Consider the following 25338-nt stretch of genomic DNA (forward strand, 5'->3'; position numbering starts at 1 on the left):
AAGAAGCAATTTTGAGGCAAAAATGAACAAAGTCAGACTCGCTGTTATCGGTAACGGGATGGTTGGCCACCGTTTTATCGAAGAGTTACTGGATAAGGCCCCAACGTCCACCTACGAGATTACCGTTTTTTGTGAAGAACCCCGCGTCGCTTACGATCGTGTCCACCTCTCTTCTTACTTCGCTCACCACACGGTAGAAGAACTCTCTTTAGTACGCGAAGGCTATTACGAAAAAAATGGCGTTAACGTCCTGCTAGGTGAACGCGCCATCACCATCAACCGCAGTGAAAAAGCCATACACTCCAATTCCGGCCGTACCGTGTATTACGACAAACTCATCATGGCAACCGGCTCCTATCCCTGGATTCCTGCAATCAAAGGATCGAACGGGCAAGACTGTTTTGTGTACCGCACCATTGAAGATCTGAACGCCATCGAAAATTGCGCCCGCCGTAGCAAACGTGGGGCAGTGATCGGCGGAGGGCTATTAGGTCTGGAAGCAGCTGGTGCGCTCAAACACCTTGGTGTGGAAACACACGTCATTGAGTTCGCCCCCGTGCTCATGGCCGAGCAGCTAGATTCACAGGGTGGTGCCCTGCTGCAACGCAAGATTGAAAACATGGGTGTGCGAGTGCACACCGGAAAGAATACGCAGGCCATTCAGCATTCCGGTCTGGAAAGCCGCAAGACGATGGTGTTTGCCGATGGCAGCACGCTTGAAGTGGATTTCATCGTGTTCTCTACCGGTATCCGTGCGCAGGACAAACTGGCGCGCCAGTGTGCGCTGGAAATCGGCCCACGTGGCGGTATCACCATTAACGACTGGTGCCAAACGTCCGACCCTGATGTCTATGCCATCGGCGAATGTGCCGCCTGGCAGGGCAGACCGTTTGGTCTGGTTGCGCCCGGCTACAAAATGGCACAGGTCACTGTCGACCATCTGTTAGGGCATGAGAACCGATTCCAGGGTGCCGATATGAGCGCCAAGCTCAAGTTAATGGGCGTCGATGTTGGCGGGATTGGCGACGCACACGGTCATACGCCGGGTGCGCGCAGCTATATGTGGCTGGATGAAAATAAAGAAACCTACAAACGTCTGATCGTCAGCGCTGATAACAAAACGTTACTCGGTGCCGTACTGGTCGGCGACACGCGGGATTACGGCAATCTGCTGCAATTCATGCTGAACAAGATCCCGCTGCCGGACTCCCCTGAAGCGCTGATTCTTCCGGCTACGACGGGCAGTGCGAAACCAACGCTGGGCGTTGATGCACTGCCGGAAAGTGCACAAATCTGTTCCTGCTTTGACGTGTCCAAAGGCGACATCATCAAAGCGATTAACGGTGGCTGTCATACCGTCGCGGCGCTGAAGGAAACCACCAAAGCCGGTACGGGCTGCGGCGGCTGTATTCCACTGCTGACACAGGTATTGAATGCGGAACTCAGCAAGCAAGGGATTGAAGTCAATAATCACCTGTGCGAACACTTTGCCTATTCGCGTCAGGAGCTGTACCACCTGATCCAAATCGAAAAAATCAAAACGTTCGATCAACTGCTGCAAAAACACGGTTCAGGCTACGGCTGTGAGGTCTGTAAACCGACCGTCGCGTCCCTGCTGGCTTCCTGCTGGAACGAATACGTACTCGAACCACAGCACACGCCATTGCAGGATTCCAACGATAACTTCCTCGGCAATATCCAGAAAGACGGCACCTATTCCGTCATCCCACGCTCCGCCGGTGGGGAGATCACCCCCGATGGTCTGATCGCCATTGGCCGTATCGCGAAACAATATAACCTGTACACCAAAATGACCGGTTCTCAGCGCATGGCGCTCTTTGGCGTACAAAAAGACGACCTGCCTGACGTGTGGGCGCAGCTCATCGAAGCCGGATTTGAAACCGGCCACGCTTACGCCAAAGCGCTACGTATGGCGAAAACCTGCGTCGGCAGCACCTGGTGTCGTTTTGGCGTCGGCGACAGCGTGGGCTTTGGCGTCGAGTTGGAAAACCGCTACAAAGGCATCCGCACCCCGCACAAAATGAAATTTGGCGTCTCCGGCTGTACGCGGGAATGTGCTGAAGCACAGGGTAAAGACGTAGGGATCATCGCCACCGAAAAAGGCTGGAACCTCTATGTATGCGGCAACGGCGGGATGAAACCGCGCCACGCCGACCTGTTGGAAGCCGATCTGGATCGCGAGACTTTAATTCGCTACCTGGATCGCTTCATGATGTTCTACATTCGCACGGCCGATAAGCTCCAGCGTACGTCCGTGTGGCTGGATAATCTCGAAGGCGGCATCGACTATCTGCGTAATGTGATCGTGAAAGACAAACTGGGCATTAACGATCAGCTTGAAGCCGATATTGCACGGTTGCGAGAAGGCTATGTCTGCGAATGGCAGGCCACACTGGCTGCCCCAGAGGCACAGAAACGCTTCGCCCACTTCATTAACAGCCCAGAACGCGATCCAAATGTACAAATGGTGGGTGAACGTCAACAACACCGTCCAGCGCGCCCTACCGAGCGTATTCCAGTGAAACAGATTGAGCTAGAGGAGGAAAACGCATGAGCCAGTGGACGACGGTATGTAAGTTAGACGACATCCTGCCCGGTACGGGCGTTTGCGCACTGGTCGAGCAGCAGCAGATCGCCGTATTCCGGCCACGTAACGATGAACAGGTTTACGCCCTCAGTAATATCGACCCCTTCGCACAGGCTAGCGTATTAAGCCGTGGGATAGTGGGCGAACATCATGAAGAGCTTTGGGTCGCAAGCCCATTGAAAAAACAGCACTTTCGCCTTTATGATGGTTTCTGTCTGGAGGATGGTGCCTATTCTGTTGCAGCTTATGATACTCAGGTAACAAACGGTAATGTGCAAATATCCATCGCAGACAGTGACGTAGCGGTTGATAATAGCCAACCATTACCCTAGCCCTAATGGGCAGTGTCCTGCGTACATCGCAGGGCACACCACCATCTTATTTTTTAAGATAATCTGAGTTCTCAAGAGGCGTTACATGGATTACCTGCCAATATTCTGTCAGCTACACGATAAACCTTGTCTGTTGGTAGGAGGCGGTGAAATAGCCGAGCGCAAGGCCCGGCTATTGTTGGATGCTGGCGCAGTGATTACCGTCAATGCGCTCGATTTTAACGATCAGTTTCGGGCGTGGGAGAAGGATGCTCAATTAACGCTGGTACACAGCACCTTCGATCCCACGTTACTGAACGAGGTATGGCTAGTGATTGCCGCCACAGACGATCAGGACGTCAACAACCACGTTTATGCCAGCGCCAGCGAGCGCCGAATTTTTTGTAATGTCGTCGACTCCCCTGAACGCGCCAGCTTTATTATGCCGTCAATCATCGATCGTTCACCGCTGATGGTCGCCGTGTCTTCTGGCGGTACCGCGCCGGTTCTGGCTCGGCTACTGCGGGAAAAACTGGAAAGCATCCTGCCGCAAAATCTCGGTAAGCTGGCAACACTCGCAGGCGAATTACGCAGCCGCGTCAAAAACCGCTTCTGCAATATGAGCGCGCGCCGCCGATTCTGGGAAAAACTCTTCGTACACGATCGGCTGGCACAGGCGCTGGCCAATGAAGACAAACAAAGCGTTCAACAACTGACGGAACTGCTTTTCTCCGCGCCGTTGGATGACAGAGGTGAAGTAACGCTAGTGGGTGCCGGACCGGGTGATGCAGGATTACTGACGTTGAAAGGTCTACAGCATCTACAACAGGCCGACATCGTCGTTTACGACCGGCTGGTGTCGAAAGAGATTCTCAATCTGTCACGCCGTGACGCCGAGCGCATCTTTGTCGGCAAAGCGTCTGGGTATCACAGCGTTCCTCAAGATCAAATTAATCAGTTGTTGGAAGAAAAGGCACGGGCTGGCCATCGCGTCGTCAGGCTAAAAGGCGGCGATCCCTTTATCTTCGGCCGTGGTGCCGAAGAGCTAGAATATCTGCAACTGGCAGGCGTGCCCTTCTCTGTCGTTCCCGGTATTACCGCTGCATCAGGCTGCTCGGCCTACAGCGGTATCCCACTCACCCATCGCGATCACTCGCAGGGCGTCAGGCTGATCACCGGGCACGTCAAACACGACACCGATCTCGACTGGTCCAGCCTGGCAGCAGAAAAACAAACGCTGGTGTTTTACATGGGGCTTCAACAGGCTGAACACATTCAAAATAAGCTCATTGAGCAGCAACTACCGGAAACCGTGCCGGTCGCCATTATCGAAAATGGCACCTCAACGAAACAGCGTGTTCTAAGTGGACAGCTCTCACAGCTGGGCGAATTAGCCCAACAAGCCAGCAGCCCAAGCTTGATCATTATCGGCAGCGTCGTCGGACTGCGGGAAAAATTGAGCTGGTTCGCTGAACAGACAGCATAATCCTCTCCCTATCCCTAGACTCACCCGCTATCCGTCCTACTGGATAGCGGTTATTGCACCATCATAATGCAACGCCCCATCAAATAGCATAACAATGCACTATTTTAAACATACCCCCTTACAAAATGTCACTTTAATGCTTTACCACAGGCCACATCTGCCTTATTTTGATTAAAATAAAACTCATTAATAAGCAGACTATATGAATAAATAATCAATAATAATTTACGTAAAACGTGGCCCGACTATTGCTTAGTCTTCTAATAGATTCGCGGCGCGACCTCTGAGTCGTTCATATCGAACCGATTTCATCGTCAAACCATCGTGGTTCATTACACTAGTGCTTCACCGCTTTAGTACATATCGAAGGGTGATACATCGCATTAGTACAGATACATCGCGTCATTACGTATTTCTACTCTCGTTCATGAACGGAGTATGTAGTCCTCTCATCACAAAAACAGTTCTGTTCAACAGAACAATCAGCAAGCAGTTTGGAGTCACTTGTGGAAGACGTTACTTTCTGGCAGCTCATCAGTTTTGGTGAACACGGCTGGGGGAAATTATTACTGATTGGGGCAGGAATGACGCTCGCGCTGGCGATCTGCGGCTTCCTGCTGGGGGCAGTGATCGGCACGATCGGTGCCTGGTCCAAAATTTGCGGCAATCGCCCCGTGCGCTATCTGGCAGATGGTTACACGACGCTCATCCGTGGCGTCCCCGATCTACTCATCATCTACCTGCTTTATTTCGGCGGCAGCTCTGCGTTAACCCTGCTCGCCAAACTGTTTGGCAGCAATGAGTTCTTTGGCTTTCCGGGCTTCCTCGCTGGGGTACTCGCCGTCGGCATTTCCTCCGGTGCGCAACAGACGGAAGTCTACCGCGGCGCCTTTTACGCAGTGTCCAAAGGGGAAATTGAAGCGGCCAAAGCCTGTGGTATGCCAACGCTATTACGCCTGCGCCGCATCATCGTCCCGCTCCTGCTGCGCCACGCGATCCCCCCACTCGGTAATGTGTGGCAATTGGTGCTGAAAACCTCTGCGCTGGTTTCCGTTACCGGTGTCGCAGAGCTGATGACGCAGTCACAAACCGGCGCCGGTTCTACTGGCAAACCGTTCGATTTCTTCATGGCGGCCGCGCTGCTGTATCTGCTTATCTCAATCTGTTCCGGCTGGATTATGCGCCGTGCTGAGTCTCATTATTCCCGGGGTGTGAAACGCTGATGGATTTTCCTTTTCTGTACGAAACGTTTCTGGAGATTATTCCCGGTATCCCGCTGACCCTACAGTTGGCGGTTAGCTCTGTTTTTCTGGGCTTTTTTCTGGCGCTGGGCTTAGCACTGATGCAGTTGTCATCTTTTGCCGTGCTGCGCTCAATTGCACGAACCTACGTGCTGTTTTTCCGCGGCACACCGCTGCTGGTGCAGCTGTTCCTGATTTACTACGGGCTGGGACAATTTCCTTGGGTTCGGGAAAGCATGCTTTGGCCGTTCCTGCGAGAGCCCCACTGGTGCGCCCTGCTGTCGCTCAGCCTGTGTACCGGTGCCTATGCCAGTGAAATTATCCGTAGCGGATTGCAGTCCGTTCCCGTAGGCCAGATCGAATCTGCACGCGCCTGCGGCATGCCGTCGTTCATGATTTTTAAACGTATCGTTTTTCCGCTGGCAATCCGTCAGGCGCTCCCTGCTTACGGCAATGAGCTGATTTCGATGGTTAAATCGACCTCGCTGGCTTCCATCATCACGCTGATGGAAATCACCGGTATCGCCGCACGCCTCATTGCAGAAACCTACCGAGCGCTCGAAGTTTTCCTAGTCGCCGGTGCTATTTATCTGTTTATTAACCTTATTCTGACACGTTTACTGATGTGGACAGAATTTAGGCTTACACCTCATCTCCGTGCGCCGGGTGCGCAACCGGCAGCGAAAAAAATTAAGAAATTGGGAGATCTGCAATGACGACACCCGCCATTAGCCTGCGCAACATTCATAAAAGCTTTGGTTCTCTGGACGTCCTGAAAGGGATTTCGATTGAGGCCAACCAAGGGGAAGTCATCTCAATTTTGGGATCGTCTGGTTCAGGCAAATCGACGCTGCTGCGCTGTAGCAACCTACTTGAGCTTCCCGATCAGGGCGAGATTATCGTCGGCGGAGAAGCGATTGAAATGAAGCCGAACCGTAAAGGGCAGAACCGCCCGTCGAACCTCAAACAGATCGACCGAATTCGCAGCCAGTTGGGCATGGTATTCCAAAACTTTAACCTCTGGTCACACAAGACCGTGCTGGAAAACATCATCGAAGCGCCCGTACACGTCTTAAAACGTCCACAGGCGGAATGCGTGGAACACGCCGAGCAGTTGCTGGAGAAGGTCGGGCTAGCGGATAAGCGTCACTACTATCCCGCTCACCTGTCCGGTGGTCAGCAACAACGCGCAGCGATTGCCCGTGCGCTCGCGATGGAACCTAAAGTGATGCTGTTTGATGAGCCAACCTCTGCACTCGACCCAGAGCTGGTTGGCGAAGTGCTGCGCGTCATGCGCACGCTGGCGGACGAAGGGATGACCATGCTGGTCGTGACTCACGAAATGGATTTTGCCCGCGAAGTCTCTAACCGCATCGTCTTCCTCCATCAGGGGGAAATTGAAGAACAGGGAACGCCGGAGCACGTTTTCACCGCCAGCCAGTCGGCTCGCTTCCGGCAATTTATTGCCAGTTGGTAAACACAACCCCGCAGATTTCGTGTTCAGACATCTACCTCTGCCACGAAATTCAGAGGGAATAAACAAAACATACCCTAAATAATTCGAGTTTCAGGAAGGCGGCAAGAGAAGGAGTCCCGATGAGCTTACTCAGGTAAGTGATTCGGGTGACTGAACGCGGCCAACGCACATGCAACTTGAAGTATGACGGGTATATAACGATATAAAACGCCGGGAGAACACCATCATGATCAAATCAAAACTCACTCTGCTTGCCTGCTCACTGTGTATGGCAGGCACGCTGGCCGCCTCATTCACCGCATCAGCGGAAGAGAAAAAATGGACAACCGTCCGCATCGCGACCGAAGGCGCTTACCACCCGTATAACTTCACCAAGCCAGACGGTACGCTCGATGGCATGGAGATCGAGCTGTACAAAGTGCTGTGTAACAACATGCAGGTGAAATGCGAAATCATGGTTCAACCTTTCGCCAGCGCCATTCCTGCACTGAATGCCGGTAAATATGACGCGATCATTGCAGGTATGTCCGCCACGGCAAAACGCCGTGAGGTGATCGATTTCAGCCAGCCGTACACGCAGTCAGGGCAGACTTTCGCCGTGCTGAAATCCAGTTCACTCGCCAAAGATTTCCCAGATGCAGGCGTGCGTTTCTCCATTGACCCAGCTGATGAAGCTAAAGCATTGGCAGAAGTCGAGAAACTGAAACCGCTGTTGGAAGGCAAAACCATCGGTGTGCAGTCTGCTTCTATCGCCAGCGCCTTTTTAGATAAATATATGAAAGGCGTGATGAAAGTACGCGAATATAAAACCACCCAGGAACACGATCTGGATCTGAAAGCAGGCCGTGTGGATCTGGTCATCGCTTCCGCGCCTTACTTGAAAAGTACGACGGACAAACCGGGCAATGACAACATCGTAATGCCAGGGCCACAGTTCATCGGCGGCATTCTGGGTAGCGGCTCCTCCGTTGGCCTGCGTAAAAGCGATCCTGAGCTGAAAGCCATGTTCGACAAGGCGATCGATCAGGCCAAGCAAGACGGCACCATCAGAAAACTGAGTGAAAAATGGTTCGGTATGGACACCACGCCACTCTGAGTGTGACCTTCTAGTGAATCACGCGTCATAGCCAACGGGCTATGACGCGTCCCGCGCCAATGCATCAAAGAAATCAAACGAGCACACCACGCATGAATGCAACACACAATGAAGGAACGCTGCCTGCCGTCAATCACCAGACCGTGGAAGAGATCTGCGGCCTGATTGCGGCCAAGCGGCAGCAATTCTGTACGTTGAGCGACGGTATCTGGGACACGCCAGAACTGAACTACGAAGAACATCGTTCAGCAGCACAGCACGAAGCCGTCCTGAAAGCAGAAGGCTTCCGCCTGACCAAAGGCATCGCCGACATGCCGACTGCGCTACTCGGGGAATTCGGTGAAGGTCTGCCGATTGTCGCCATTCTGGGTGAATATGATGCGCTTCCGGGCCTGAGCCAACAGGCAAATGTCGCAGAACCGAAGCCGCTCGAAAATGGTGGCAATGGCCACGGTTGCGGACATAACCTGCTCGGCACCGCGGCGCTACAGGCTGCGACGGCAGTGAAGGATTATCTGCAAAAACATGCGCTGGCCGGAACGGTACGTTTTTACGGCTGCCCTGCAGAAGAAGGCGGATCGTCCAAAGGTTTTATGGTCAAGGAAGGCGTATTTGATGACGTCGATATTGCCATCTGCTGGCATCCAGCGACCTTCACCGGCGTCAACAGCCCGGTATCGCTGGCCTGTAACGAACTGAATTTTTACTTCAAAGGCCGTGCCGCTCATGCTGCCAGCAGCCCACACTTGGGGCGCAGCGCGCTGGATGCCGTTGAATTAATGAATGTTGGCGTTAACTATATGCGCGAACACATGCCGTCCTCCGCGCGCATTCACTACGCGATTACCGACAGCGGCGGTCACGCACCAAACGTCGTACAGGCTAACGCGACCGTGCGTTACCTTGTACGAGCACGCCAGTTGCCGGAACTGCATCAGTTAGTCAAACGCGTGAAAAAAATTGCCGAAGGCGCGGCGCTGATGACAGAAACCGAGGTCAGCAGCGAAGTGATTAGCGGTGATGCCAACCTACTGGCAAACCCACCGCTGGAAGCGCGTATGCACGAACACCTGCTGGCACTCGGCCCGATAGCGTTCGATGACGAAGATCGCAAGATGGCGGCAATGTTCCAGACGGCGCTGAGCGCCGAAGACATCGCCGAATCCTACGCACGTTTCGGCGTCAAACCTCAACCGGGTTTAACACTGCACGACGGGATTTATCCACTGTATAGCCCGAATGAAGCCTTCATCGGTTCCACCGATGTGGGAACGGTCAGTTGGGTTGTGCCGACCGTGCAAATCCGCAGCGCCACCTACGCTATTGGTACACCGGCGCATTCGTGGCAATTGGTTGCACAAGGGAAAACTGGCGCAGCACACAAAGGCATGGAATATGCGGCAAAGGCGATGGCATCACTGGCTATCGATCTGCTGGTAACGCCTGAACTGATTGCACAGGCAAAAGCCGACCACCAGGAACGATTGCAGCACACACCGTTTGAGAACCCGATTCCAGACGACGTGTTTGCGCCTATCCCGCAGGAATAAGAAGCTGATTTGAAGGGATAAATAAGACGTATCAGAAAACCGTCAGGAGAGATCCTCCTGACGGTAATTAAGACTTACGGGCGAGAAACAAAGCCGACTGCGTCGTACACTTTCTTCAGCGTTTCCTGTGCGCGAGCGCTGGCTTTTTCAGCCCCTTCACGCATCACCTGTTGCAGGAAAGCCTCATCGTTACGGAAACGGTGATAACGTTCTTGCAGCTCAGACAGCATGCCGGATACGGCATCCGCTACCGCACCTTTCAGGTGACCATACATCTGGCCATTAAACTCCTGCTCCAGCTCAGGGATGCTTTTTCCCGTAACACCAGACAGAATATCCAACAAATTCGATACCCCGGCTTTATTCGCAACGTCATAGCGCACGACTGGCGGCTCATCGGAATCGGTCATCGCGCGTTTGATCTTCTTCACCACTGCTTTCGGATCTTCCAGCAGCCCGATAACATTGTTGCGGTTATCGTCGGACTTGGACATCTTCTTGGTAGGCTCCAGCAGCGACATCACACGTGCGCCCGACTTCGGAATGAACGGCTCAGGCACTTTGAAAATATCGCCATACAGGCTGTTGAAGCGCTGACCAACGTCGCGACTCAATTCCAGATGCTGCTTCTGATCTTCGCCCACTGGCACTTGATTTGTTTGGTACAGCAAGATATCCGCCGCCATCAGCACCGGATAATCAAACAGACCGGCGTTGATGTTCTCTTCATAACGCGCAGATTTATCCTTGAACTGCGTCATGCGGCTCAACTCGCCGAAATACGCGTAGCAGTTCAATATCCAGCTCAGTTGGCTATGCTCAGGCACGTGAGACTGAACGAAAATGGTGCTCTTTTTCGGATCGATACCACAGGCCAAATACAACGCCAGGGTATCCAGCGTCGCTTTTCTCAGCGCCTGCGGATCCTGACGCACCGTGATGGCATGCAAATCCACGATGCAATAGATGCAGTCGTAATCGTCCTGCATGCTGACCCACTGACGTAACGCCCCCATGTAGTTACCAATGGTCAATTCACCAGACGGTTGCGCACCGCTAAATACAATGGGCTTGCTCATACTAAGGGTTCCTGATTGTGTGAAGAGGAGTGCCCGATCAGGGGCAAAATATCGGCAAAACGATCCAGAACGACGTCCGGCTGACTCAGCTCGATCGCTTCACCATAGTTATAACCATACGTCATGCCAACACTGCGGCAACCTGCCGCCTGTGCCGCCTGAATATCATTGCGGGAATCACCGATGAACAAGAGTTCACTCGTGCGTAATCCCAGCTTACCCAGCACCAGATAAAGCGGCGCAGGGTGAGGTTTTTTCACGATGACGTCATCGCCACCGATGATCAGCGAAAAATAATCGCCGATCCCTAATCCTGCCAGCAACGGCGCAACAAACGGCGTGGGTTTATTGGTCACCACTGCCATCGGAACACCTTGCTGTGCCAACTGCGCCAGCGTCTCTTTGACCTGCGGGAACAGCGTGCTGCCGCTATCCACCGTCTGCGCATAATAGCTATCGAACCGCTCACGGGTTTCCTGCAAGCGTACGGTAGTCGGCTCAACACCAGCCCAGCGTAGCGCTCGTTCAACCATCACGTCCGCACCGTTACCAATCCAGGTTGCGACACGGGCTTCGCCCGCCGCAGGCAACGATTGTGCGACTAATGCCTGATCGATAGCCGCCGCCAGACCCGGTGCGCTATGAATCAACGTACCGTCCAAATCAAAAGCCAACCCGCGAATCGCGGCTAATTCAGTCATGTTTCGTCCTTGAAATTTCATTACGCATTTGATCAATGACAGTTCGGTAATCTGGATGACCAAAAATAGCCGATCCCGCTACAAACATATCCGCGCCAGCTTCAGCAATCGCGCCGATATTCTCCACCTTAACGCCACCATCGACTTCCAGTCGAATGTCGTAACCGCTGTCGTCGATCAAGCGACGAACCTGACGCAATTTATCCAACGTGCTGGGAATAAAGGACTGACCGCCAAATCCAGGATTAACCGACATCAGCAGAATGATATCCAGCTTATCCATGACGTAATCGAGGTAACTTAGCGGGGTCGCAGGGTTAAACACCAGCCCGGCTTTGCAGCCGTGATCCTTGATCAGTTGCAGTGAACGATCGAGGTGATCCGTGGCTTCGGGATGAAAGGTAATGAAACTGGCTCCCGCGTTGGCGAAATCGGGGATGATACGATCAACGGGTTTCACCATCAGATGAACATCAATCGGCGCGGTAATGCCGTAATCGCGTAGGGATTTCAGAACCAGTGGGCCAATCGTTAAATTTGGCACATAGTGGTTATCCATGACATCAAAATGGACCACATCAGCCCCGGCAGCCAATACGTTAGCAGTATCTTCACCAAGACGGGCAAAATCAGCCGACAAAATGGACGGCGCGATTAAAAACGGTTTCATTCATTTCTCCAAACGGTAAAGTCTGAATGCCTGCGGGTAACCTATTCTCGACTAATAACGCCTCTCTGACGACATTAACCGATTCACTGCGCTCTGTTTACCCCACCTGTACACAATATGGTATTACCGATATAAGGCGAGTAACTCACTGACTTTACTACGCCCTAAAATATTACGACTAATCGTTCGGCGTGCTTTAACAACATACAGCACGGCCTCCTGATACCATTCACGCGTCAGCACCGTGTCATGGTTGGAAATCAGCACGGGAATCTGGCTTTCTACGGACAAACGACGTGCCAATAACGCCAAACTCTGCTGGTCGGCACGACTGAAATTATTGGTGTGATAGGCCGTAAAGTTCGCGGTAGCAGACAGCGGTGCATAAGGCGGATCGCAATAAATAACCGACCCCTTCTCTGCTTTTTCCAGCGTGTCCTGATAATGCTCACAGATGAACGTGGCATTTTGCGCTTTCAAGGCGAACCAGCGAATTTCCTCTTCAGGAAAATAGGGTTTTTTGTAGCGCCCGAAAGGAACATTGAATTCACCGCGCATGTTGTAACGGCACAGGCCGTTATAACAGTGGCGATTCAAATAGAGAAACAGCAGCGCACGCCGATAGGCATCGCGACAAAGGTTAAATTCTTCACGCAGCAAATAGAACGTCTCTGACGTGTTTACCTCATCCGTAAAAAGTTTACGAGCATCGGTAACAAACTCATCTGCATTCGATTTAACGATATTGTAGAGGTTAATCAGGTCGCTATTAATATCAGCCAGTATGTAGCGATCGTATTCCGTATTCAGAAATACGGAACCCGCGCCAACAAAAGGCTCAATCAGACAGTCTCCTGCGGGTAAATAGCGACGAATTTCTTCTACCAGCGGATATTTACCACCAGCCCATTTTAAAAAAGCGCGGTTCTTCTTCATGCCGTCGTTAGTTACTCATACGTTTCAGAGCCGCGGATTGTACTCTGTGTCAGACAGCACATCAGGGCTAAAATTGGTGTTACTTATTCAAGTCCTGCTTCACCTGGCGGATCGGCTTAACCCATGGTTTTTTCGCTTGTACCTCTGCGGGCAAGGCGGCAATCGCCTGTTTCGCTTCCGCAGAAGAAGCATAGACTCCGGTCACTAACACATACCAGGATTTTCCGTCTCGTTTCGTTTCATACACCCACGAATGGGCGAGGTTATGCTGTTTCGCGTAGGCTTTCAGCGTGTCCGAGCGTGAAGCGCTGCTCAGTTGCAAAGTAAAGTGGCTGGCTGGGGCATTCTGTACGGAAACGTTCTGCCCAGCAGTCGCCGGAGCAGCTTTTGCATTCGCTGCAGGCTTGCTTACTACTGGCGCTTTTGGCGCATTGTTTGCGGCAGGCTTAGCGTTGCTAGCGTGTGCAGGCGTCGTATTGTGCGTATTTTTAGCGGACGATGTCGCAGGCGTTTTCCCCGTTGGAACAACCGTCGCAGGTGCCGTCGGCAGCGTCGAATTTCCTGTCGCGCCCTGGGAGAACTCGCTAACGCGCCCTTGCTGTTGCGACAGCGCATCAGTGATGTTGCCCGGCAACTCAATGCGCTGTTGGCCTGCCACTGGCGGTTGAACCTGCGCATCCGTTGGCGTACCGGAAATCGGTGGAGCACTTAATGTTTGAGGCGACATCGGCACTTGAGAAGACGTCTGCGCTGGTGTTTGACCATGACTGGCATCGCCAGATACCGCAGTAGGGCTCTCACCCTGTGAGGCAGGCTGCGCACTTTGCGTCATGGGGGACGATGAAGAGAGATCGATATTTCGCTCTCCACCCGCTTGATTCTGCGTCTGTGACGTTTGTGGCTGAGAAGGTGCCTGCAAAGCAGAACCAATACCCACGATCAGCAGCACCAGTACCACAATCCCGATGCCAATCATCAGGTGCTGTCTGGAAAGCGCGATTTTCGGTACTGCGAAGTTGCTGCTTTTTTGCTGACGAGTAGGTCGACGGTCACTGGTATCTGGCTTCAGCTCATCTTCCGGCTTGAACTCATCCATTTAACATCTCCCCACTAAAAAGCTCGAATCCGCCGCGCGGTCGCCAAGGCGAATCATTGAATCGTAACGCATTGTATTTTATTAACCATAACCCATCAGGGCGTGTCTGTCGTTAATACTTCTGTTTCATAACTGGCATAGCATTACGCATCAGGCCAAGCAATCTGCTATCGAGGCCAACACCATGTCATGCGCGACGCCACCACGGACTTCGGATTGACCAATTGCCGTTGGAAGCACCAGACGTAACTCACCCGCCAGCACTTTCTTGTCACGCATCATGTGGGGAAGATAGGCTTCAGGCGTCATTTGCGTCGGACCGTTCACTGGCAGGCCAGCGCGAACCAACAGAGACTTGATACGTTCGACGTCCGAATCGGAGAACTGTCCGAGGCGACGTGCCGTATGTGCAGCCATCACCATGCCTGCCGCAACCGCTTCGCCATGAAGCCAGTTACCGTAGCCCATTTCAGCTTCAATAGCATGCCCGTAAGTATGGCCCAGATTGAGCAACGCGCGCATGCCACTTTCACGTTCATCGGCTGCCACCACTGCGGCTTTAATTTCACAGCAGCGTCGAATGCAGTAAGCCAGCGCGTCATGCTGTAGCTCACGCACTGCCTCAATGTTTTCTTCAAGCCAAAGAAAGAAATCGCGATCCAGAATAATGCCGTACTTGATCACTTCCGCTAGCCCGGATGACAATTCCCGTGCCGGTAAAGATTTCAGGCAGTCCAGATCGATCACAACCGATACGGGCTGGTAGAACGCCCCGATCATGTTTTTACCCAACGGGTGATTGACGGCGGTTTTACCACCGACGGAAGAATCTACCTGCGATAACAGCGTTGTCGGCACCTGAATGAATCGGACGCCACGCTGATAACTGGCTGCGGCAAAACCGGCTAAATCGCCGATGACACCACCACCCAAAGCAACAATTGTCGTATCACGACCATGCGGCTTCGCCAGCAGCGCGGTAAATACCTGATCCAAGACGGTCAGCGATTTGTACTGCTCGCCATCAGGTAAAATAACCTGATCGACATGCACGCCATTTTTTTCCAGCACACCACGAACACGGTCAAGATACAGAGGGGCCAATGTCTGGTTCGTCACCAGCATGGCCTGATCCCCCGCTTTCAACGGCATAAAAGAAGCCGAATCATCAAACAATCCGGCAGCTATCGTAATGGGGTAACTACGTTCCCCAAGTGTTACGGTAATTCTTTCCATGCTCGTTAAACAACCCGTTCAGAATCCGCTCAATGCGGATAAGGTATGCTCTTAGTTACTTTCCAGCATATTGATAATCTGGTTAGCAACGACCTTGGCACTTTGCTCGTCAGTCCGAATGGTAACGTCAGCGATTTCTTCATAAAGCGGGTTCCGCTCTTTCGCCAACGCTTCCAATACTTCACGTGGAGGGGTTTCAACCTGAAGTAACGGACGCTTCTTATCACGCTGCGTGCGGGCCAGCTGTTTCTCGATTGTCGTTTCCAAATAAACGACAACGCCGCGCGCGGAAAGACGATTGCGCGTCTCACGTGATTTGACTGAGCCACCGCCTGTCGCCAGTACGATGCCTTGCTTTTCCGTCAATTCATTAATGACTTTCTCTTCACGATCGCGGAAGCCGTCTTCGCCTTCCACATCGAATACCCAGCCCACATCAGCCCCAGTGCGTCGCTCAATTTCTTGATCGGAGTCGAAAAACTCCATATTGAGTTGCTGAGCTAATTGACGGCCAATAGTGCTTTTGCCGGCACCCATAGGCCCAACCAGAAAGATATTGCGTTTCTCTGCCATGTTTTTTGGTATTACTAAGACAATTCGTTAATGATAACCCGCCCCGCCAATTAACCCAGCGGCGGGACCTAAACTGAAACCTCATGAGCGATAGTGCGAGAATCAGACAAAAAATTATCTCAAGACTCAGGGTAGTTTGGCAACCGAATAAAATGTCACACCGACCACAGGTGGTCAATGTAGTATGTTTTATCGACATTTTCGGTGGAACAACACTTCAGTGCTCAATTCGCTAACCCTTGTAAGCTAAATCCGCCGCAGCGTCAAACTCATAAGCGCCAAACGTGACAAAATATTGCTCCCTATCCGAGCGAAAAACACCGCATAACATCAGAGCGAGCCTGGGTTTACTCATAATGATGCAGGGATCAGCGTTGGTGTAATGAAAATGACCAATTCTCGTCGCGTATGCTGCTCAGTATGGTTTCTGAACAGATGACCAAATACGGGAACCTCACTCAATATTGGCACCTTTCTGTCGTTGTTCTTCTTTTGCTGCTGGAAAATGCCGCCTAATACGATGGTTTCTCCATCAGCGACCGTCACCTGAGTTTGGATTTCCTGTTTATCGATCGCTAACGCTTCGCCGTTATCACCTTGCTTAATCGTCTGTCCCGGCATGTTTTGACTGATTTTCAGGTTCAGCGTAATGCGTCCAGCACGCAGAATGTCAGGCGTAACTTCCATGCCTAATACCGCCTCTTTGAATTCGATAGACGTCGACCCGCTGGCACCGCTGGAGACCTGATACGGAATTTCCGTCCCTTGTTTAATACTGGCGGTTTGCTGATGTGCGGTAAAGAGTCGAGGACTGGCAATAATCTCGACCTCATTTTCCTGCTCCAGGGCCATTAATTCCAGATCCAGCAAGCGACCGTTCAACCGCGCCAGATGGAACCCCACATTTACCGCTGGTGTATCCACAGGCAGGCCAACATTAAAATTATTCAGCCTGAGCGCTTTGTTTGTCGCGTCCCCTTCACCCAGCCCCCAGTTAACACCCAATGCCTGCAGGTGCTCACTGCTGATGGTGACAATATGCGCCGCCAGTTGTACCTGCGCTAACGGCAGATCGAGCTCTTTCACCCACGGTTCGAGCTGTGACAGCGCGTCTTCCGTATCGCGAATCAATAAGGTATTCGTGCGTTTGTCCACGGTTACGCTGCCACGCGTAGAAAGTAGCGTCCCACGTTGAGCCTGAACGCTAGCCGCCACTTCCGCGGCATCAGCATACTGCAAGGCAACAGCAAGATTACGCAGCGGCAATTTCTGTGCCTGTTCCGCTACGCGTTCGTCCCGTTCTTTCTGCAAGGACTCAAGATGGTCAGCAGGGAAAACCAGCAGCACGTTACCGTTGCGCTCTACGCTGAGCCTCCCCATACGTAAAACAATATCCAACGCCTGCTGCCAGGGAATATCTGCCAGCCTCAAGCTGAGATTCCCCGTCACACCCGGCGCGATCACCACATTGAGCTGCTGGTGATCGGCTAATGCCTGTAACACGCGAGGTATCGGTGAGTCCTCAAATGCCATCGATACCGCGCTCTCCGCACTGGCCTGATACGGCACGCTGAGAAGCAACAGACAGCTCCACGCCACTACCCGACATAACATCCTCATATTCATCATCGTCCTTGTTATCGAGATACACTCTTGTCCAAAAAAATCGTTGTCAAAAAACGACTTTCAAAATACGTGTCACCAGAGAGACTTCACCTATTCCGCTCGCTTATTGATAAACGGAGAAGCCAGCAACATCTCATCTGGCAGGCCGTCACAGCCAGCCTCACCCACCATCGGAACCAATTTGGCTCCTGATTTATCCAGTTGACTGACCAACCAGTTTCCTGGCGGGATCGTCTCGCCACTTGCCAGCCGGATCCACCCAACAGCCTCTGGCTGCGCGAGCCAACCAATCCAACGCTCGCCAGAGCCAATCACGCCTTTTAGCTGCCACGGTGGCAATGTCGCCGAAGGTAAACAACGCACAGTAGCCAAAGGATGAAAAGGGTCTATGCGTTCTGCGCGTTCTGCGAGCTTTTCTGCCTGCACGCTATGCGTTACGAAGAGCAGCATCAAAGCGGTACGAAGCGTGATATGACTCATGGCGCACCCTCTGGCCTGATTAGCGATAGCTCAACCTGTAACCGTGGCATTCCTAATAATGGCTCCGTTTGAGCGGTATCAGGCTTTACGGTCAGTTGCGCGATTCGCAGTACATAAGGCAACCCCGTCAACTTACGAAGCACCTGCAACACGCCCGTGTAATCGGCGCTAAATGCCAACTGCCAGCGGTCATGATGAGGTTCACCTGCGTCACGCAGCGTGGGTTGCCAGGACAGCAGCGAAGCACCAGCCTGCGATAAAGGCTCGACGATAAGCTGTGCCAACCTGTCGGGCTGAAAGGGAACGACTTGCGCGGTTTTCTCCGCTAATTGCGTGCGTAACATCGACAACGGCGGCATCGCGTCTAGCTTTTGTTGCACCTCCTGTATATCCAGACGCACCTGAACGGTTTGCGTTTCTATGCCAATAACAGCTCTCCGTACTTCGCCGATGAGGAACCAACCTGATAGCAGTCCAGCAGCGGCAACAAACGCCCATTGGAGAAAGAGCTGCTGCCATAATGGTTTATTAATGAGCCTCGGCCAGTTCAGCACAATATCAGTCACAACTGATTGATTACTCATGGACTTCTCCCTGTGAAAGATCGGTCGTACCACGCCAGTCAGCCTGAAAGGAAAAACGTAAACCCGTATTCACACCACGCTCCCGGGATGCATGCAGCAGTTGTACACGTTCGACTGAAGCATGGCGCGACAATACATACTGTAACGTAATGATATCGTGGTGGTTCTCACTCATTCCAGAAAGTAACAGGTGCGATCCACGGTCAGCTATTTCCGTCAGCCACAGACGCGTGGGCATCATACTGGCAAGTTGCCCTAATACATGGAGGTTACGACGGTTGTCATGCTGGACTATCGCCTCAGCGCGTTCTTGCGCCTGATAGCGACGTAGCGTTTCTCGCGCCTGGTGGGTCTGCTGATACAACGCCGTCAGTTGCTGCTGTTGCGCCAGCACCGAATTGAACACATCCTGCACACGTTGCTGTCTGTGCTGCCAAAGTAGATACATCGCCGCGATAAGGCACAACATCAACCCCGTCTGGAAGCACAGCAGCCCTAACCAACGACGTGCCCGCTGACGCATCTGAGTTTTACGCCAAGGTAAAAGATTAATCAGCAGCATGGTTAAACATCCTCAGGACGCAATGCCAGCCCACCCGCGATCGCAAAAGCCGAGGGGAAGCTAGGCAGCGGCGGCTGCATGTGGTTAAACGCCGTTAACGGCGACCACGGCTGTAGTACGTCGCTCAGTTGGCAGGGTAAATCGGGCGAGACACTAGAGTAATAGGCTATGTTGTCGACATCATGCTGATAGCGAGTGCTTACAAGCGATAAGATATCAGCCTCATCCTTCAGCTCATCAAGGAGTATCACACCTGAGTGGAAAGCATGGTTGAGCGGGGATACCCACAGCCAACTATCCAACAGGCGGTGCAGAAACAGACGGTTAGATTCAAGCTCTGCTCGCTGCGCCATTACCCGAAGCGCACACGTTGAGATCTCAAGAACATCAGGGTGCAATCCCGCGTGATTCAGACATGCCAGCCAATTATCGATCTCCTGTCGCCGTGCAGCCGTCACCAGCAGCGAACCCTGCATCTGCGGGTCTCCCCGATAGTCTATCGCCAGCGACTCGCTGCCGATCGGCAGCTTGCGAGCCGCTATAGTTTCAATATAGAGGCTGCGCTCCGGCTCCTGTAAACGCCGATCGGGCATAGGGAGATGCTGTTGCAAAGTCAGTTGAACAGGAAAACCCACCCGTAGCGAAATGTGTCCAGGCAGTAAACGACGCCATTTTCGTAAGGCCTCACAAAGCGCCTCAGTATGGTGTAAACTACCTGAGCGCAACGTGTCATCTGGTAGCGGACATTGCCACCAGTGACGAAGCTGCCAGCCATAGCGGCGACGCTGAACCGCCAGCGCACGCATGAAGCCGTTTTGTATATCTAACCCAACCCGCCAGATGTGATAAGCCATGTTCAACCCGATTTCCTTATCCAATAAACGTATCCACAGTGCTGGGTTATCTTTATACTAGCGCCCGATTGTTTATAAACTGTCCAAACGCTACTGAATGGAAAATCCCAGGTGAAGTTCGTAAAGTATCTATTCATCCTTGCAGTCTCTTGCATTCTGCTGGGAGCTGCCTCGATATATGGTTTGTACCGCTATATCGAACCCCAACTGCCCGATGTTGCCGCGCTGAAAGACGTTCGGCTTCAAACGCCGATGCAGGTCTACAGCGCCGATGGCGAGCTGATCGCGCAGTTTGGTGAAAAACGTCGTATCCCGCTCAAACTGAACCAAGTTCCTCCTGAGTTGGTACATGCCTTTATCGCGACCGAAGACAGCCGCTTCTATGATCACCACGGTGTCGATCCCGTCGGGATTATCCGCGCCGCGTCTATCGCGCTCACGTCTGGTCACGCCTCTCAAGGGGCGAGTACCATTACGCAACAGCTCGCCAGAAACTTCTTCCTGAGCCCGGAACGCACCCTGACTCGTAAGATCAAGGAAGTGTTTTTAGCTATCCGTATTGAGCAGTTGCTGACCAAGGATGAAATCCTTGAGCTCTATCTGAATAAGATTTACCTCGGCTATCGCGCCTATGGCGTTGGCGCGGCGGCGCAGGTTTACTTTGGCCGCCCTGTTGACCAGTTGACGCTAAGCGAAATAGCGATGATCGCTGGCTTACCGAAGGCTCCATCGACGTTCAACCCGCTCTACTCCTACGATCGTGCCGTTGCCCGTCGCAACGTCGTGCTTGCGCGTATGAAGGATGAAAACTACATCACGCAGTCGCAGTACGATGCGGCACGTAACGAAAAACTGGTCGCGAATTACCACGCGCCTGAAATTTCGTTCTCCGCGCCGTATGTCGCAGAAATGGCGCGGCAGGAGATGGTCAAACGCTACGGCGAAGATGCGTATAACGACGGTTATAAGGTCTACACGACCGTCACCAAAAAATTGCAAACTGCCGCGCAGGACGCATTGCGTAATAACATCCTCGCCTATGACATGCGCCACGGTTACCGCGGCCCAAGCAAAGTGCTGTGGAAAGTGGGTGAAGGCGTCTGGGATCAGACGAAGATGATGGCTGCCCTGAAAGCGCTACCAGTCTACGGGCCGCTCTATCCGGCCATCGTCACCAGCACAACGGCAGACAACGCGATTGCGATCCTGTCTGACGGCAGCAATGTTGCCCTGCCGATGGCGGGCATGCGCTGGGCACGCGCATACCGTTCCGATACGCAGCAAGGGCCAACGCCGAAGCGCGTAACGGACGTGGTACAAGCAGGTCAGCAGGTTTGGGTGCGCAAAGTGAACGATGACTGGTGGCTGGCACAGGTGCCGGACGTCAACTCCGCTATCGTCTCGCTTAACCCGAAAAACGGTGCCATAGAGGCGCTGGTTGGCGGCTTTGACTTTAACCAAAGCAAATTCAACCGCGCGACACAGGCACTGCGTCAGATTGGTTCCAACATCAAACCATTCCTGTACACCGCGGCGATGGACAAGGGTTTAACGCTAGCAACGATTCTGAACGACGTCCCGATCACCCGTTGGGATGCTGGAGCAGGATCTGACTGGCGGCCGAAAAACTCCCCGGCGACCTATGACGGTCCGATCCGCTTACGTCAGGGACTGGGTCAATCCAAAAACGTGGTAATGGTACGTGCTATGCGTGCGATGGGCGTGGACTATGCGGCGGAGTACCTGCAACGCTTCGGTTTCCCGGCACAGAATATCGTTCATACCGAATCGCTGGCGCTGGGTGCCGCCTCGTTTACGCCGCTACAGGTCGTACGTGGTTATGCCGTCATGGCAAACGGCGGCTATCTGGTCGATCCCTATCTGATTAGCAAGATAGAGAACGAAGTGAGCGGGACGGTCTTTACCGCGACGCCAAAAGTGGTCTGCGATACCTGTAATCTACCGCTGGTCTACGGTGATACGCCACGTTCTCCAGTCTTAGCAAACACGAATGTTGAAGATGTTGCCACGTCAAACGAAGCACCGCCGTTAGGTCTGCCGCAGCCAGAGTTGGAGCCTGTTACACCAGAGGCCGCACAGCAAAGCGCAGCGCAGCCTTATGCACCGCACGTGATCAACACGCCGCTGTCTTTCCTAATTAAAGACGCACTGAACAGTAACGTCTTTGGCGAACCGGGTTGGATGGGAACAGGCTGGCGTGCGGGTCGTGATTTAAAGCGTCATGATATCGGCGGTAAAACCGGTACAACGAACAGTTCTAAAGACGCATGGTTCTCTGGCTATGGCCCGAATCTGGTGACTTCAGTCTGGATTGGCTTTGACGATCACCGCCGCGATCTAGGAGCCAGCAGTGCATCTGGTGCGATCAAAGATCAGATCTCCGGTTATGAAGGCGGTGCGAAATCGGCGCAACCAGCGTGGGATGACTTTATGAAAGCCGCACTGGATGGCGTACCTGAGCAACCGCTAACGCCGCCGCCAGGCGTCGTCAGCGTGGTCATTGACCGCAGCAGCGGTAAGCTGTCTAACGGTGGCGGGAACAGCCGTTCCGAGTACTTCATTGACGGTACACAGCCGAAAGAATATGAAGTGCATGAAGTCGGCACCACACTGATGGATAACGGACAAAGCGAAGAGCTATTCTGATATCCGGCATTACGTTCATTGATGGCCTTCCTAACGGAAGGCCATTTTTTATTGCAAATTCAACACGATTCCCTTTTGGCCAGTTAGCTAAGCTATCGGCTATCAAGCCCTTCTTCTTTCACATCGCATCACTTCGGCATCACGGTGACAATCGCCCGACGATAGGAAAACAGATTCGGCGTTCCCTCGTCTTTCGCCTGCAAAATGATATGGAAAGGCGTCGGCGTTTTGACTTCTGGGGCGACAAACTGCGTTTGCATGCCTGACTCATTAACCAGCTTCACTTCTGGCGCAAAATGTACGCCGATCGCCGTGGCCGTAGGTTCCTTATATTGCCACCAAGTATAATTCACCTTGTCGCCATCGCGGTCGTGCGAACCGTCGGCAGATAGCGTCACCGTCTCACCCGCTTTCACACCGATCGTCACAATGGAACGCCCGGCCTGACCATTCAGTACCACGTCAGGATTATGATTAGCCTTGTTATTCCCTTTCGTTAACGTCCAATCCATGCGAGCGGCAAAATCATTCTGGAATGCTTCGCGCCAGCGCCAGATTGTGGCCGAGGAGGTGCGGTACATTTTGCCATTATTGCTCATAACCTGATCGGACGTGCTGACGCGAAGTCCGCTGGTATCGCCCGGAACGATAGCCGCATAGCGACCTCCCCAACTGCCATATTCCGAATGCTCTGGATCGCCAAGTCCGTTTTGAATCAGGTAGAGGAACGAGGGCGTATCCCCTTCCATCGTATATTCAATCGCAGGATAGACCGCGCCGAGTGGACCTTTGCTGCGGATATGTTTGCTCAGCCATTCGTTATTCACCTGACTCATATCGCTGCCTTCTGCAAACGACGAGGACATGCCAATCCAGGTAGAGAGAAAATAATCATTCCAGGCATGGATACTGGTGATGTAGCGCAGCGTCGGGAAATTCGCCCGAATCCAGGCACCGGTATTATCCTGATCGGAGATCGCATACACGCGAATCTTACTGATAAATGCCGCTACCTGTTCCAGTGAGCGAGTGTCGCGTACGTCATGAAGAGCCTGTGCCAAATCGACTGCGCCGCCCCATACCGTGATCCACAGCGGGCGAGCATCCTGTTTGTCCACCGCCTGAATAATCAACTTAGACGCTGCCGTTGCTTTATTATCGCCAACAGCGTCCATGCCAAATCCGGCACGACCCGATCTGACAACCTGACGCAATGCGTCCGCAGACGGGTAGCCGGACGCATGCTGGCGCAGATTGGGCAGCACCTGCTCGTAGGCATCAAGTCGCTGCATAATCATCTCTGGATTGACCTTATCCCGCAGCCAGGTTGACGTGGTTGCCACAATCCCCTCGACATCGAATTCATTACTGTAGAGCAGGAAGCGCACCAAAGACTGCGAATCATCCGGCTCATTGCCAATGTCCGTCAGGATAAGTATCCGGGTTTTCTCTGGTACGGTTTCTGCAGTCAGACCCAGTGCAGGAAATAGCAGCGTGCTCATCAGCGCCAGCAACATCAACGGCGTTCGTATTATCCCCTTCGGTATATTCATCATTTTCCCCTTTGTGTCAGTGTCGTTTTGCTTATTTATCCAGGGCTAAAAAACAAAAAAACCCGCCGTGAATAGCAAGTTTTGCTATCCACGGCAGGTTCGCCTTAATTAATTCAGTCACGCCCTGTGCAGACGTTATAGACGCCTGCACCTGTCACGACAACGAACTAAAAAAGGATGTGTGACCAACATCACCGGAAAAGGCGTACGTTTTCCGTTACGCCACAGGAAATTAGCGGGGTGTGCGACGCAGCCAATCGTGTGCCAGAAACAGCGCACTGACATTACGCGCTTCACGGAAATCAGGCTCTTGCAGCAGCGACAACATGTTATCCACTGACCAGCGGACTTGCGGCATCGGCTCCGGTTCATCGCCTTCCAGGCTCTGTGGATACAGCCCGCGCGCCACCACAATATTCATCTGGCTGGAAAAATAGGAAGGCGCCATGGTTAACGTCGCTAGCAATTCCAGCTTTTCAGCGCCAAAACCGACTTCTTCCATCAGTTCACGGTTAGCCGCTTCAAAGATCGTTTCACCGGGATCGATCAGCCCTTTGGGAAACCCCAGCTCGTATTCTTCAATGCCAACGGCGTATTCGCGGATTAACAGCAGTTCATCATCAATGATCGGGACAATCATCACCGCCTGCCGACCACTTGAACGCATCCGCTCATAAACCCGGCGTACCCCGTTGCTAAATTCAAGATCGACGGATTCAACGTTAAACAAGCGCGAACGCGCTATCGTTTCCACCTTGAGGATTTTAGGTTTTTGCAGGTTATGACTCATTGATGCCCCCAGAGAGTTACGACCAGAACGGCACCTTAGCCCAACGCGCATGAAGAGATTACTTTTACTGTAACCTGAATACGACATGCTGTTGAATAAGAAGAGATCGTAAATATTCTTTTTTGATTCTGTTCACATTGTGCGTTAACAGTCACCTTCGCT

23 protein-coding genes are annotated in these 25338 nt (G+C 52.7%); 9 read left to right on the forward strand and 14 right to left on the reverse strand.

Going from position 1 to position 25338, the window contains the following annotated elements; translation table 11 throughout:
• The first annotated feature begins 22 nt into the window (after window positions 1-22).
• The 8 genes from nirB to A0G03_RS08820 all read left to right on the forward strand — a co-directional run bounded on the left by nirB (window position 23) and on the right by A0G03_RS08820 (window position 9769).
• Complete coding sequence (gene nirB, locus A0G03_RS08785) at window positions 23-2575, forward strand: nitrite reductase large subunit NirB (RefSeq protein ID WP_048262729.1); 2553 nt, start codon at window positions 23-25, stop codon at window positions 2573-2575.
• Window positions 2572-2940, forward strand: coding sequence for a nitrite reductase small subunit NirD (nirD, locus tag A0G03_RS08790; RefSeq protein WP_048262730.1), 369 nt, complete (start codon window positions 2572-2574; stop codon window positions 2938-2940). Before nirB ends, nirD begins: the two co-directional genes overlap by 4 nt.
• An 85-nt stretch (window positions 2941-3025) precedes the next feature.
• On the forward strand, window positions 3026-4405 hold the full coding sequence (gene cysG, locus A0G03_RS08795; protein ID WP_048262732.1) for a siroheme synthase CysG: 1380 nt from the start codon (window positions 3026-3028) through the stop codon (window positions 4403-4405).
• A gap of 506 nt (window positions 4406-4911) precedes the next feature.
• Window positions 4912-5628, forward strand: coding sequence for an ABC transporter permease (locus tag A0G03_RS08800; protein ID WP_048262734.1), 717 nt, complete (start codon window positions 4912-4914; stop codon window positions 5626-5628).
• The gene (locus A0G03_RS08805; protein ID WP_048262736.1) at window positions 5628-6362 is read left to right on the forward strand and encodes an ABC transporter permease; all 735 of its coding nucleotides are present in this window, start codon (window positions 5628-5630) and stop codon (window positions 6360-6362) included. Before A0G03_RS08800 ends, A0G03_RS08805 begins: the two co-directional genes overlap by 1 nt.
• Window positions 6359-7123: an ABC transporter ATP-binding protein gene (locus A0G03_RS08810; protein ID WP_048262738.1), complete on the forward strand. Its 765-nt coding sequence runs from the start codon at window positions 6359-6361 to the stop codon at window positions 7121-7123. Before A0G03_RS08805 ends, A0G03_RS08810 begins: the two co-directional genes overlap by 4 nt.
• A 226-nt stretch (window positions 7124-7349) precedes the next feature.
• On the forward strand, window positions 7350-8219 hold the full coding sequence (locus A0G03_RS08815) for a transporter substrate-binding domain-containing protein (protein ID WP_048262741.1): 870 nt from the start codon (window positions 7350-7352) through the stop codon (window positions 8217-8219).
• A gap of 92 nt (window positions 8220-8311) precedes the next feature.
• Entirely contained in the window at window positions 8312-9769 is a 1458-nt protein-coding gene (locus tag A0G03_RS08820) for a M20 family metallopeptidase (protein WP_048262742.1), read from the forward strand.
• A 74-nt stretch (window positions 9770-9843) separates the two neighbouring features.
• Here the strand turns inward: A0G03_RS08820 and trpS are convergent, their stop codons facing one another.
• From trpS to pilM, 12 genes are all read right to left on the reverse strand, one after another.
• Complete coding sequence (gene trpS, locus A0G03_RS08825) at window positions 9844-10848, reverse strand: tryptophan--tRNA ligase (RefSeq protein WP_048262745.1); 1005 nt, start codon at window positions 10846-10848, stop codon at window positions 9844-9846.
• On the reverse strand, window positions 10845-11549 hold the full coding sequence (locus A0G03_RS08830; protein WP_048262746.1) for a phosphoglycolate phosphatase: 705 nt from the start codon (window positions 11547-11549) through the stop codon (window positions 10845-10847). The genes trpS and A0G03_RS08830 overlap by 4 nt, the downstream gene beginning before the upstream one ends.
• Window positions 11542-12219 carry a ribulose-phosphate 3-epimerase gene (rpe, locus tag A0G03_RS08835; RefSeq protein WP_005969459.1) on the reverse strand — a complete coding sequence of 226 codons (678 nt, stop codon included), beginning with the start codon at window positions 12217-12219 and terminating at the stop codon, window positions 11542-11544. The genes A0G03_RS08830 and rpe overlap by 8 nt, the downstream gene beginning before the upstream one ends.
• 123 nt (window positions 12220-12342) lie before the next feature.
• A complete protein-coding gene (gene dam, locus A0G03_RS08840) occupies window positions 12343-13155 on the reverse strand; it encodes an adenine-specific DNA-methyltransferase (RefSeq protein WP_048262748.1) in 813 nt (270 codons plus the stop codon).
• 79 nt (window positions 13156-13234) lie between these two features.
• Window positions 13235-14251, reverse strand: a complete 1017-nt coding sequence (locus A0G03_RS08845) for an SPOR domain-containing protein (protein ID WP_048262750.1) — start codon at window positions 14249-14251, stop codon at window positions 13235-13237.
• A gap of 150 nt (window positions 14252-14401) precedes the next feature.
• On the reverse strand, window positions 14402-15487 hold the full coding sequence (gene aroB / locus A0G03_RS08850; RefSeq protein ID WP_048262752.1) for a 3-dehydroquinate synthase: 1086 nt from the start codon (window positions 15485-15487) through the stop codon (window positions 14402-14404).
• Between the two features lie 51 nt (window positions 15488-15538).
• The gene (gene aroK / locus A0G03_RS08855) at window positions 15539-16060 is read right to left on the reverse strand and encodes a shikimate kinase AroK (RefSeq protein WP_048262755.1); all 522 of its coding nucleotides are present in this window, start codon (window positions 16058-16060) and stop codon (window positions 15539-15541) included.
• 351 nt (window positions 16061-16411) lie between these two features.
• The gene (gene hofQ, locus A0G03_RS08860; protein WP_080965268.1) at window positions 16412-17686 is read right to left on the reverse strand and encodes a DNA uptake porin HofQ; all 1275 of its coding nucleotides are present in this window, start codon (window positions 17684-17686) and stop codon (window positions 16412-16414) included.
• A 90-nt stretch (window positions 17687-17776) separates the two neighbouring features.
• On the reverse strand, window positions 17777-18166 hold the full coding sequence (locus A0G03_RS08865) for a DNA utilization family protein (RefSeq protein WP_048262758.1): 390 nt from the start codon (window positions 18164-18166) through the stop codon (window positions 17777-17779).
• Window positions 18163-18750: a hypothetical protein gene (locus A0G03_RS08870; protein WP_048262762.1), complete on the reverse strand. Its 588-nt coding sequence runs from the start codon at window positions 18748-18750 to the stop codon at window positions 18163-18165. The genes A0G03_RS08865 and A0G03_RS08870 overlap by 4 nt, the downstream gene beginning before the upstream one ends.
• Window positions 18743-19312, reverse strand: a complete 570-nt coding sequence (locus A0G03_RS08875; RefSeq protein WP_048262764.1) for a PilN domain-containing protein — start codon at window positions 19310-19312, stop codon at window positions 18743-18745. The genes A0G03_RS08870 and A0G03_RS08875 overlap by 8 nt, the downstream gene beginning before the upstream one ends.
• Before the next feature lie 2 nt (window positions 19313-19314).
• Window positions 19315-20166 (reverse strand): type IV pilus biogenesis protein PilM, encoded by an 852-nt coding sequence (pilM, locus tag A0G03_RS08880; RefSeq protein WP_048262766.1) that lies wholly within the window; start codon window positions 20164-20166, stop codon window positions 19315-19317.
• 111 nt (window positions 20167-20277) lie between these two features.
• Here pilM and mrcA point away from each other — a divergent pair, with 111 nt between their 5' ends.
• Window positions 20278-22833 carry a peptidoglycan glycosyltransferase/peptidoglycan DD-transpeptidase MrcA gene (gene mrcA / locus A0G03_RS08885; RefSeq protein WP_048262768.1) on the forward strand — a complete coding sequence of 852 codons (2556 nt, stop codon included), beginning with the start codon at window positions 20278-20280 and terminating at the stop codon, window positions 22831-22833.
• 128 nt (window positions 22834-22961) lie between these two features.
• Here the strand turns inward: mrcA and A0G03_RS08890 are convergent, their stop codons facing one another.
• Together A0G03_RS08890 and nudE are read right to left on the reverse strand one after the other, a co-directional pair.
• Entirely contained in the window at window positions 22962-24386 is a 1425-nt protein-coding gene (locus A0G03_RS08890; RefSeq protein WP_080965269.1) for a DUF1593 domain-containing protein, read from the reverse strand.
• 232 nt (window positions 24387-24618) lie between these two features.
• Complete coding sequence (gene nudE / locus A0G03_RS08895; RefSeq protein ID WP_048262770.1) at window positions 24619-25176, reverse strand: ADP compounds hydrolase NudE; 558 nt, start codon at window positions 25174-25176, stop codon at window positions 24619-24621.
• Between the last annotated feature and the right edge of the window lie 162 nt (window positions 25177-25338).

The sequence above is a fragment of the Pectobacterium peruviense genome, from assembly GCF_002847345.1.
In the GTDB taxonomy this organism is placed as follows: domain Bacteria; phylum Pseudomonadota; class Gammaproteobacteria; order Enterobacterales; family Enterobacteriaceae; genus Pectobacterium; species Pectobacterium peruviense.

Bases quoted from the DNA above. Each gene is read 5' to 3' on its own strand.
- A0G03_RS08820 (WP_048262742.1), top strand. From the start codon at position 8,312: ATGAATGCAACACACAATGAAGGAACGCTGCCTGCCGTCAATCACCAG.
- nirB (WP_048262729.1), top strand. From the start codon at position 23: ATGAACAAAGTCAGACTCGCTGTTATCGGTAACGGGATGGTTGGCCAC.
- A0G03_RS08890 (WP_080965269.1), bottom strand. From the start codon at position 24,386: ATGAATATACCGAAGGGGATAATACGAACGCCGTTGATGTTGCTGGCG.
- cysG (WP_048262732.1), top strand. From the start codon at position 3,026: ATGGATTACCTGCCAATATTCTGTCAGCTACACGATAAACCTTGTCTG.
- A0G03_RS08875 (WP_048262764.1), bottom strand. From the start codon at position 19,312: ATGCTGCTGATTAATCTTTTACCTTGGCGTAAAACTCAGATGCGTCAG.
- A0G03_RS08870 (WP_048262762.1), bottom strand. From the start codon at position 18,750: ATGAGTAATCAATCAGTTGTGACTGATATTGTGCTGAACTGGCCGAGG.
- A0G03_RS08830 (WP_048262746.1), bottom strand. From the start codon at position 11,549: ATGACTGAATTAGCCGCGATTCGCGGGTTGGCTTTTGATTTGGACGGT.
- aroK (WP_048262755.1), bottom strand. From the start codon at position 16,060: ATGGCAGAGAAACGCAATATCTTTCTGGTTGGGCCTATGGGTGCCGGC.
- A0G03_RS08865 (WP_048262758.1), bottom strand. From the start codon at position 18,166: ATGAGTCATATCACGCTTCGTACCGCTTTGATGCTGCTCTTCGTAACG.
- pilM (WP_048262766.1), bottom strand. From the start codon at position 20,166: ATGGCTTATCACATCTGGCGGGTTGGGTTAGATATACAAAACGGCTTC.
- A0G03_RS08815 (WP_048262741.1), top strand. From the start codon at position 7,350: ATGATCAAATCAAAACTCACTCTGCTTGCCTGCTCACTGTGTATGGCA.
- trpS (WP_048262745.1), bottom strand. From the start codon at position 10,848: ATGAGCAAGCCCATTGTATTTAGCGGTGCGCAACCGTCTGGTGAATTG.
- dam (WP_048262748.1), bottom strand. From the start codon at position 13,155: ATGAAGAAGAACCGCGCTTTTTTAAAATGGGCTGGTGGTAAATATCCG.
- nudE (WP_048262770.1), bottom strand. From the start codon at position 25,176: ATGAGTCATAACCTGCAAAAACCTAAAATCCTCAAGGTGGAAACGATA.
- hofQ (WP_080965268.1), bottom strand. From the start codon at position 17,686: ATGAATATGAGGATGTTATGTCGGGTAGTGGCGTGGAGCTGTCTGTTG.
- nirD (WP_048262730.1), top strand. From the start codon at position 2,572: ATGAGCCAGTGGACGACGGTATGTAAGTTAGACGACATCCTGCCCGGT.
- A0G03_RS08805 (WP_048262736.1), top strand. From the start codon at position 5,628: ATGGATTTTCCTTTTCTGTACGAAACGTTTCTGGAGATTATTCCCGGT.
- A0G03_RS08810 (WP_048262738.1), top strand. From the start codon at position 6,359: ATGACGACACCCGCCATTAGCCTGCGCAACATTCATAAAAGCTTTGGT.
- aroB (WP_048262752.1), bottom strand. From the start codon at position 15,487: ATGGAAAGAATTACCGTAACACTTGGGGAACGTAGTTACCCCATTACG.
- rpe (WP_005969459.1), bottom strand. From the start codon at position 12,219: ATGAAACCGTTTTTAATCGCGCCGTCCATTTTGTCGGCTGATTTTGCC.
- A0G03_RS08845 (WP_048262750.1), bottom strand. From the start codon at position 14,251: ATGGATGAGTTCAAGCCGGAAGATGAGCTGAAGCCAGATACCAGTGAC.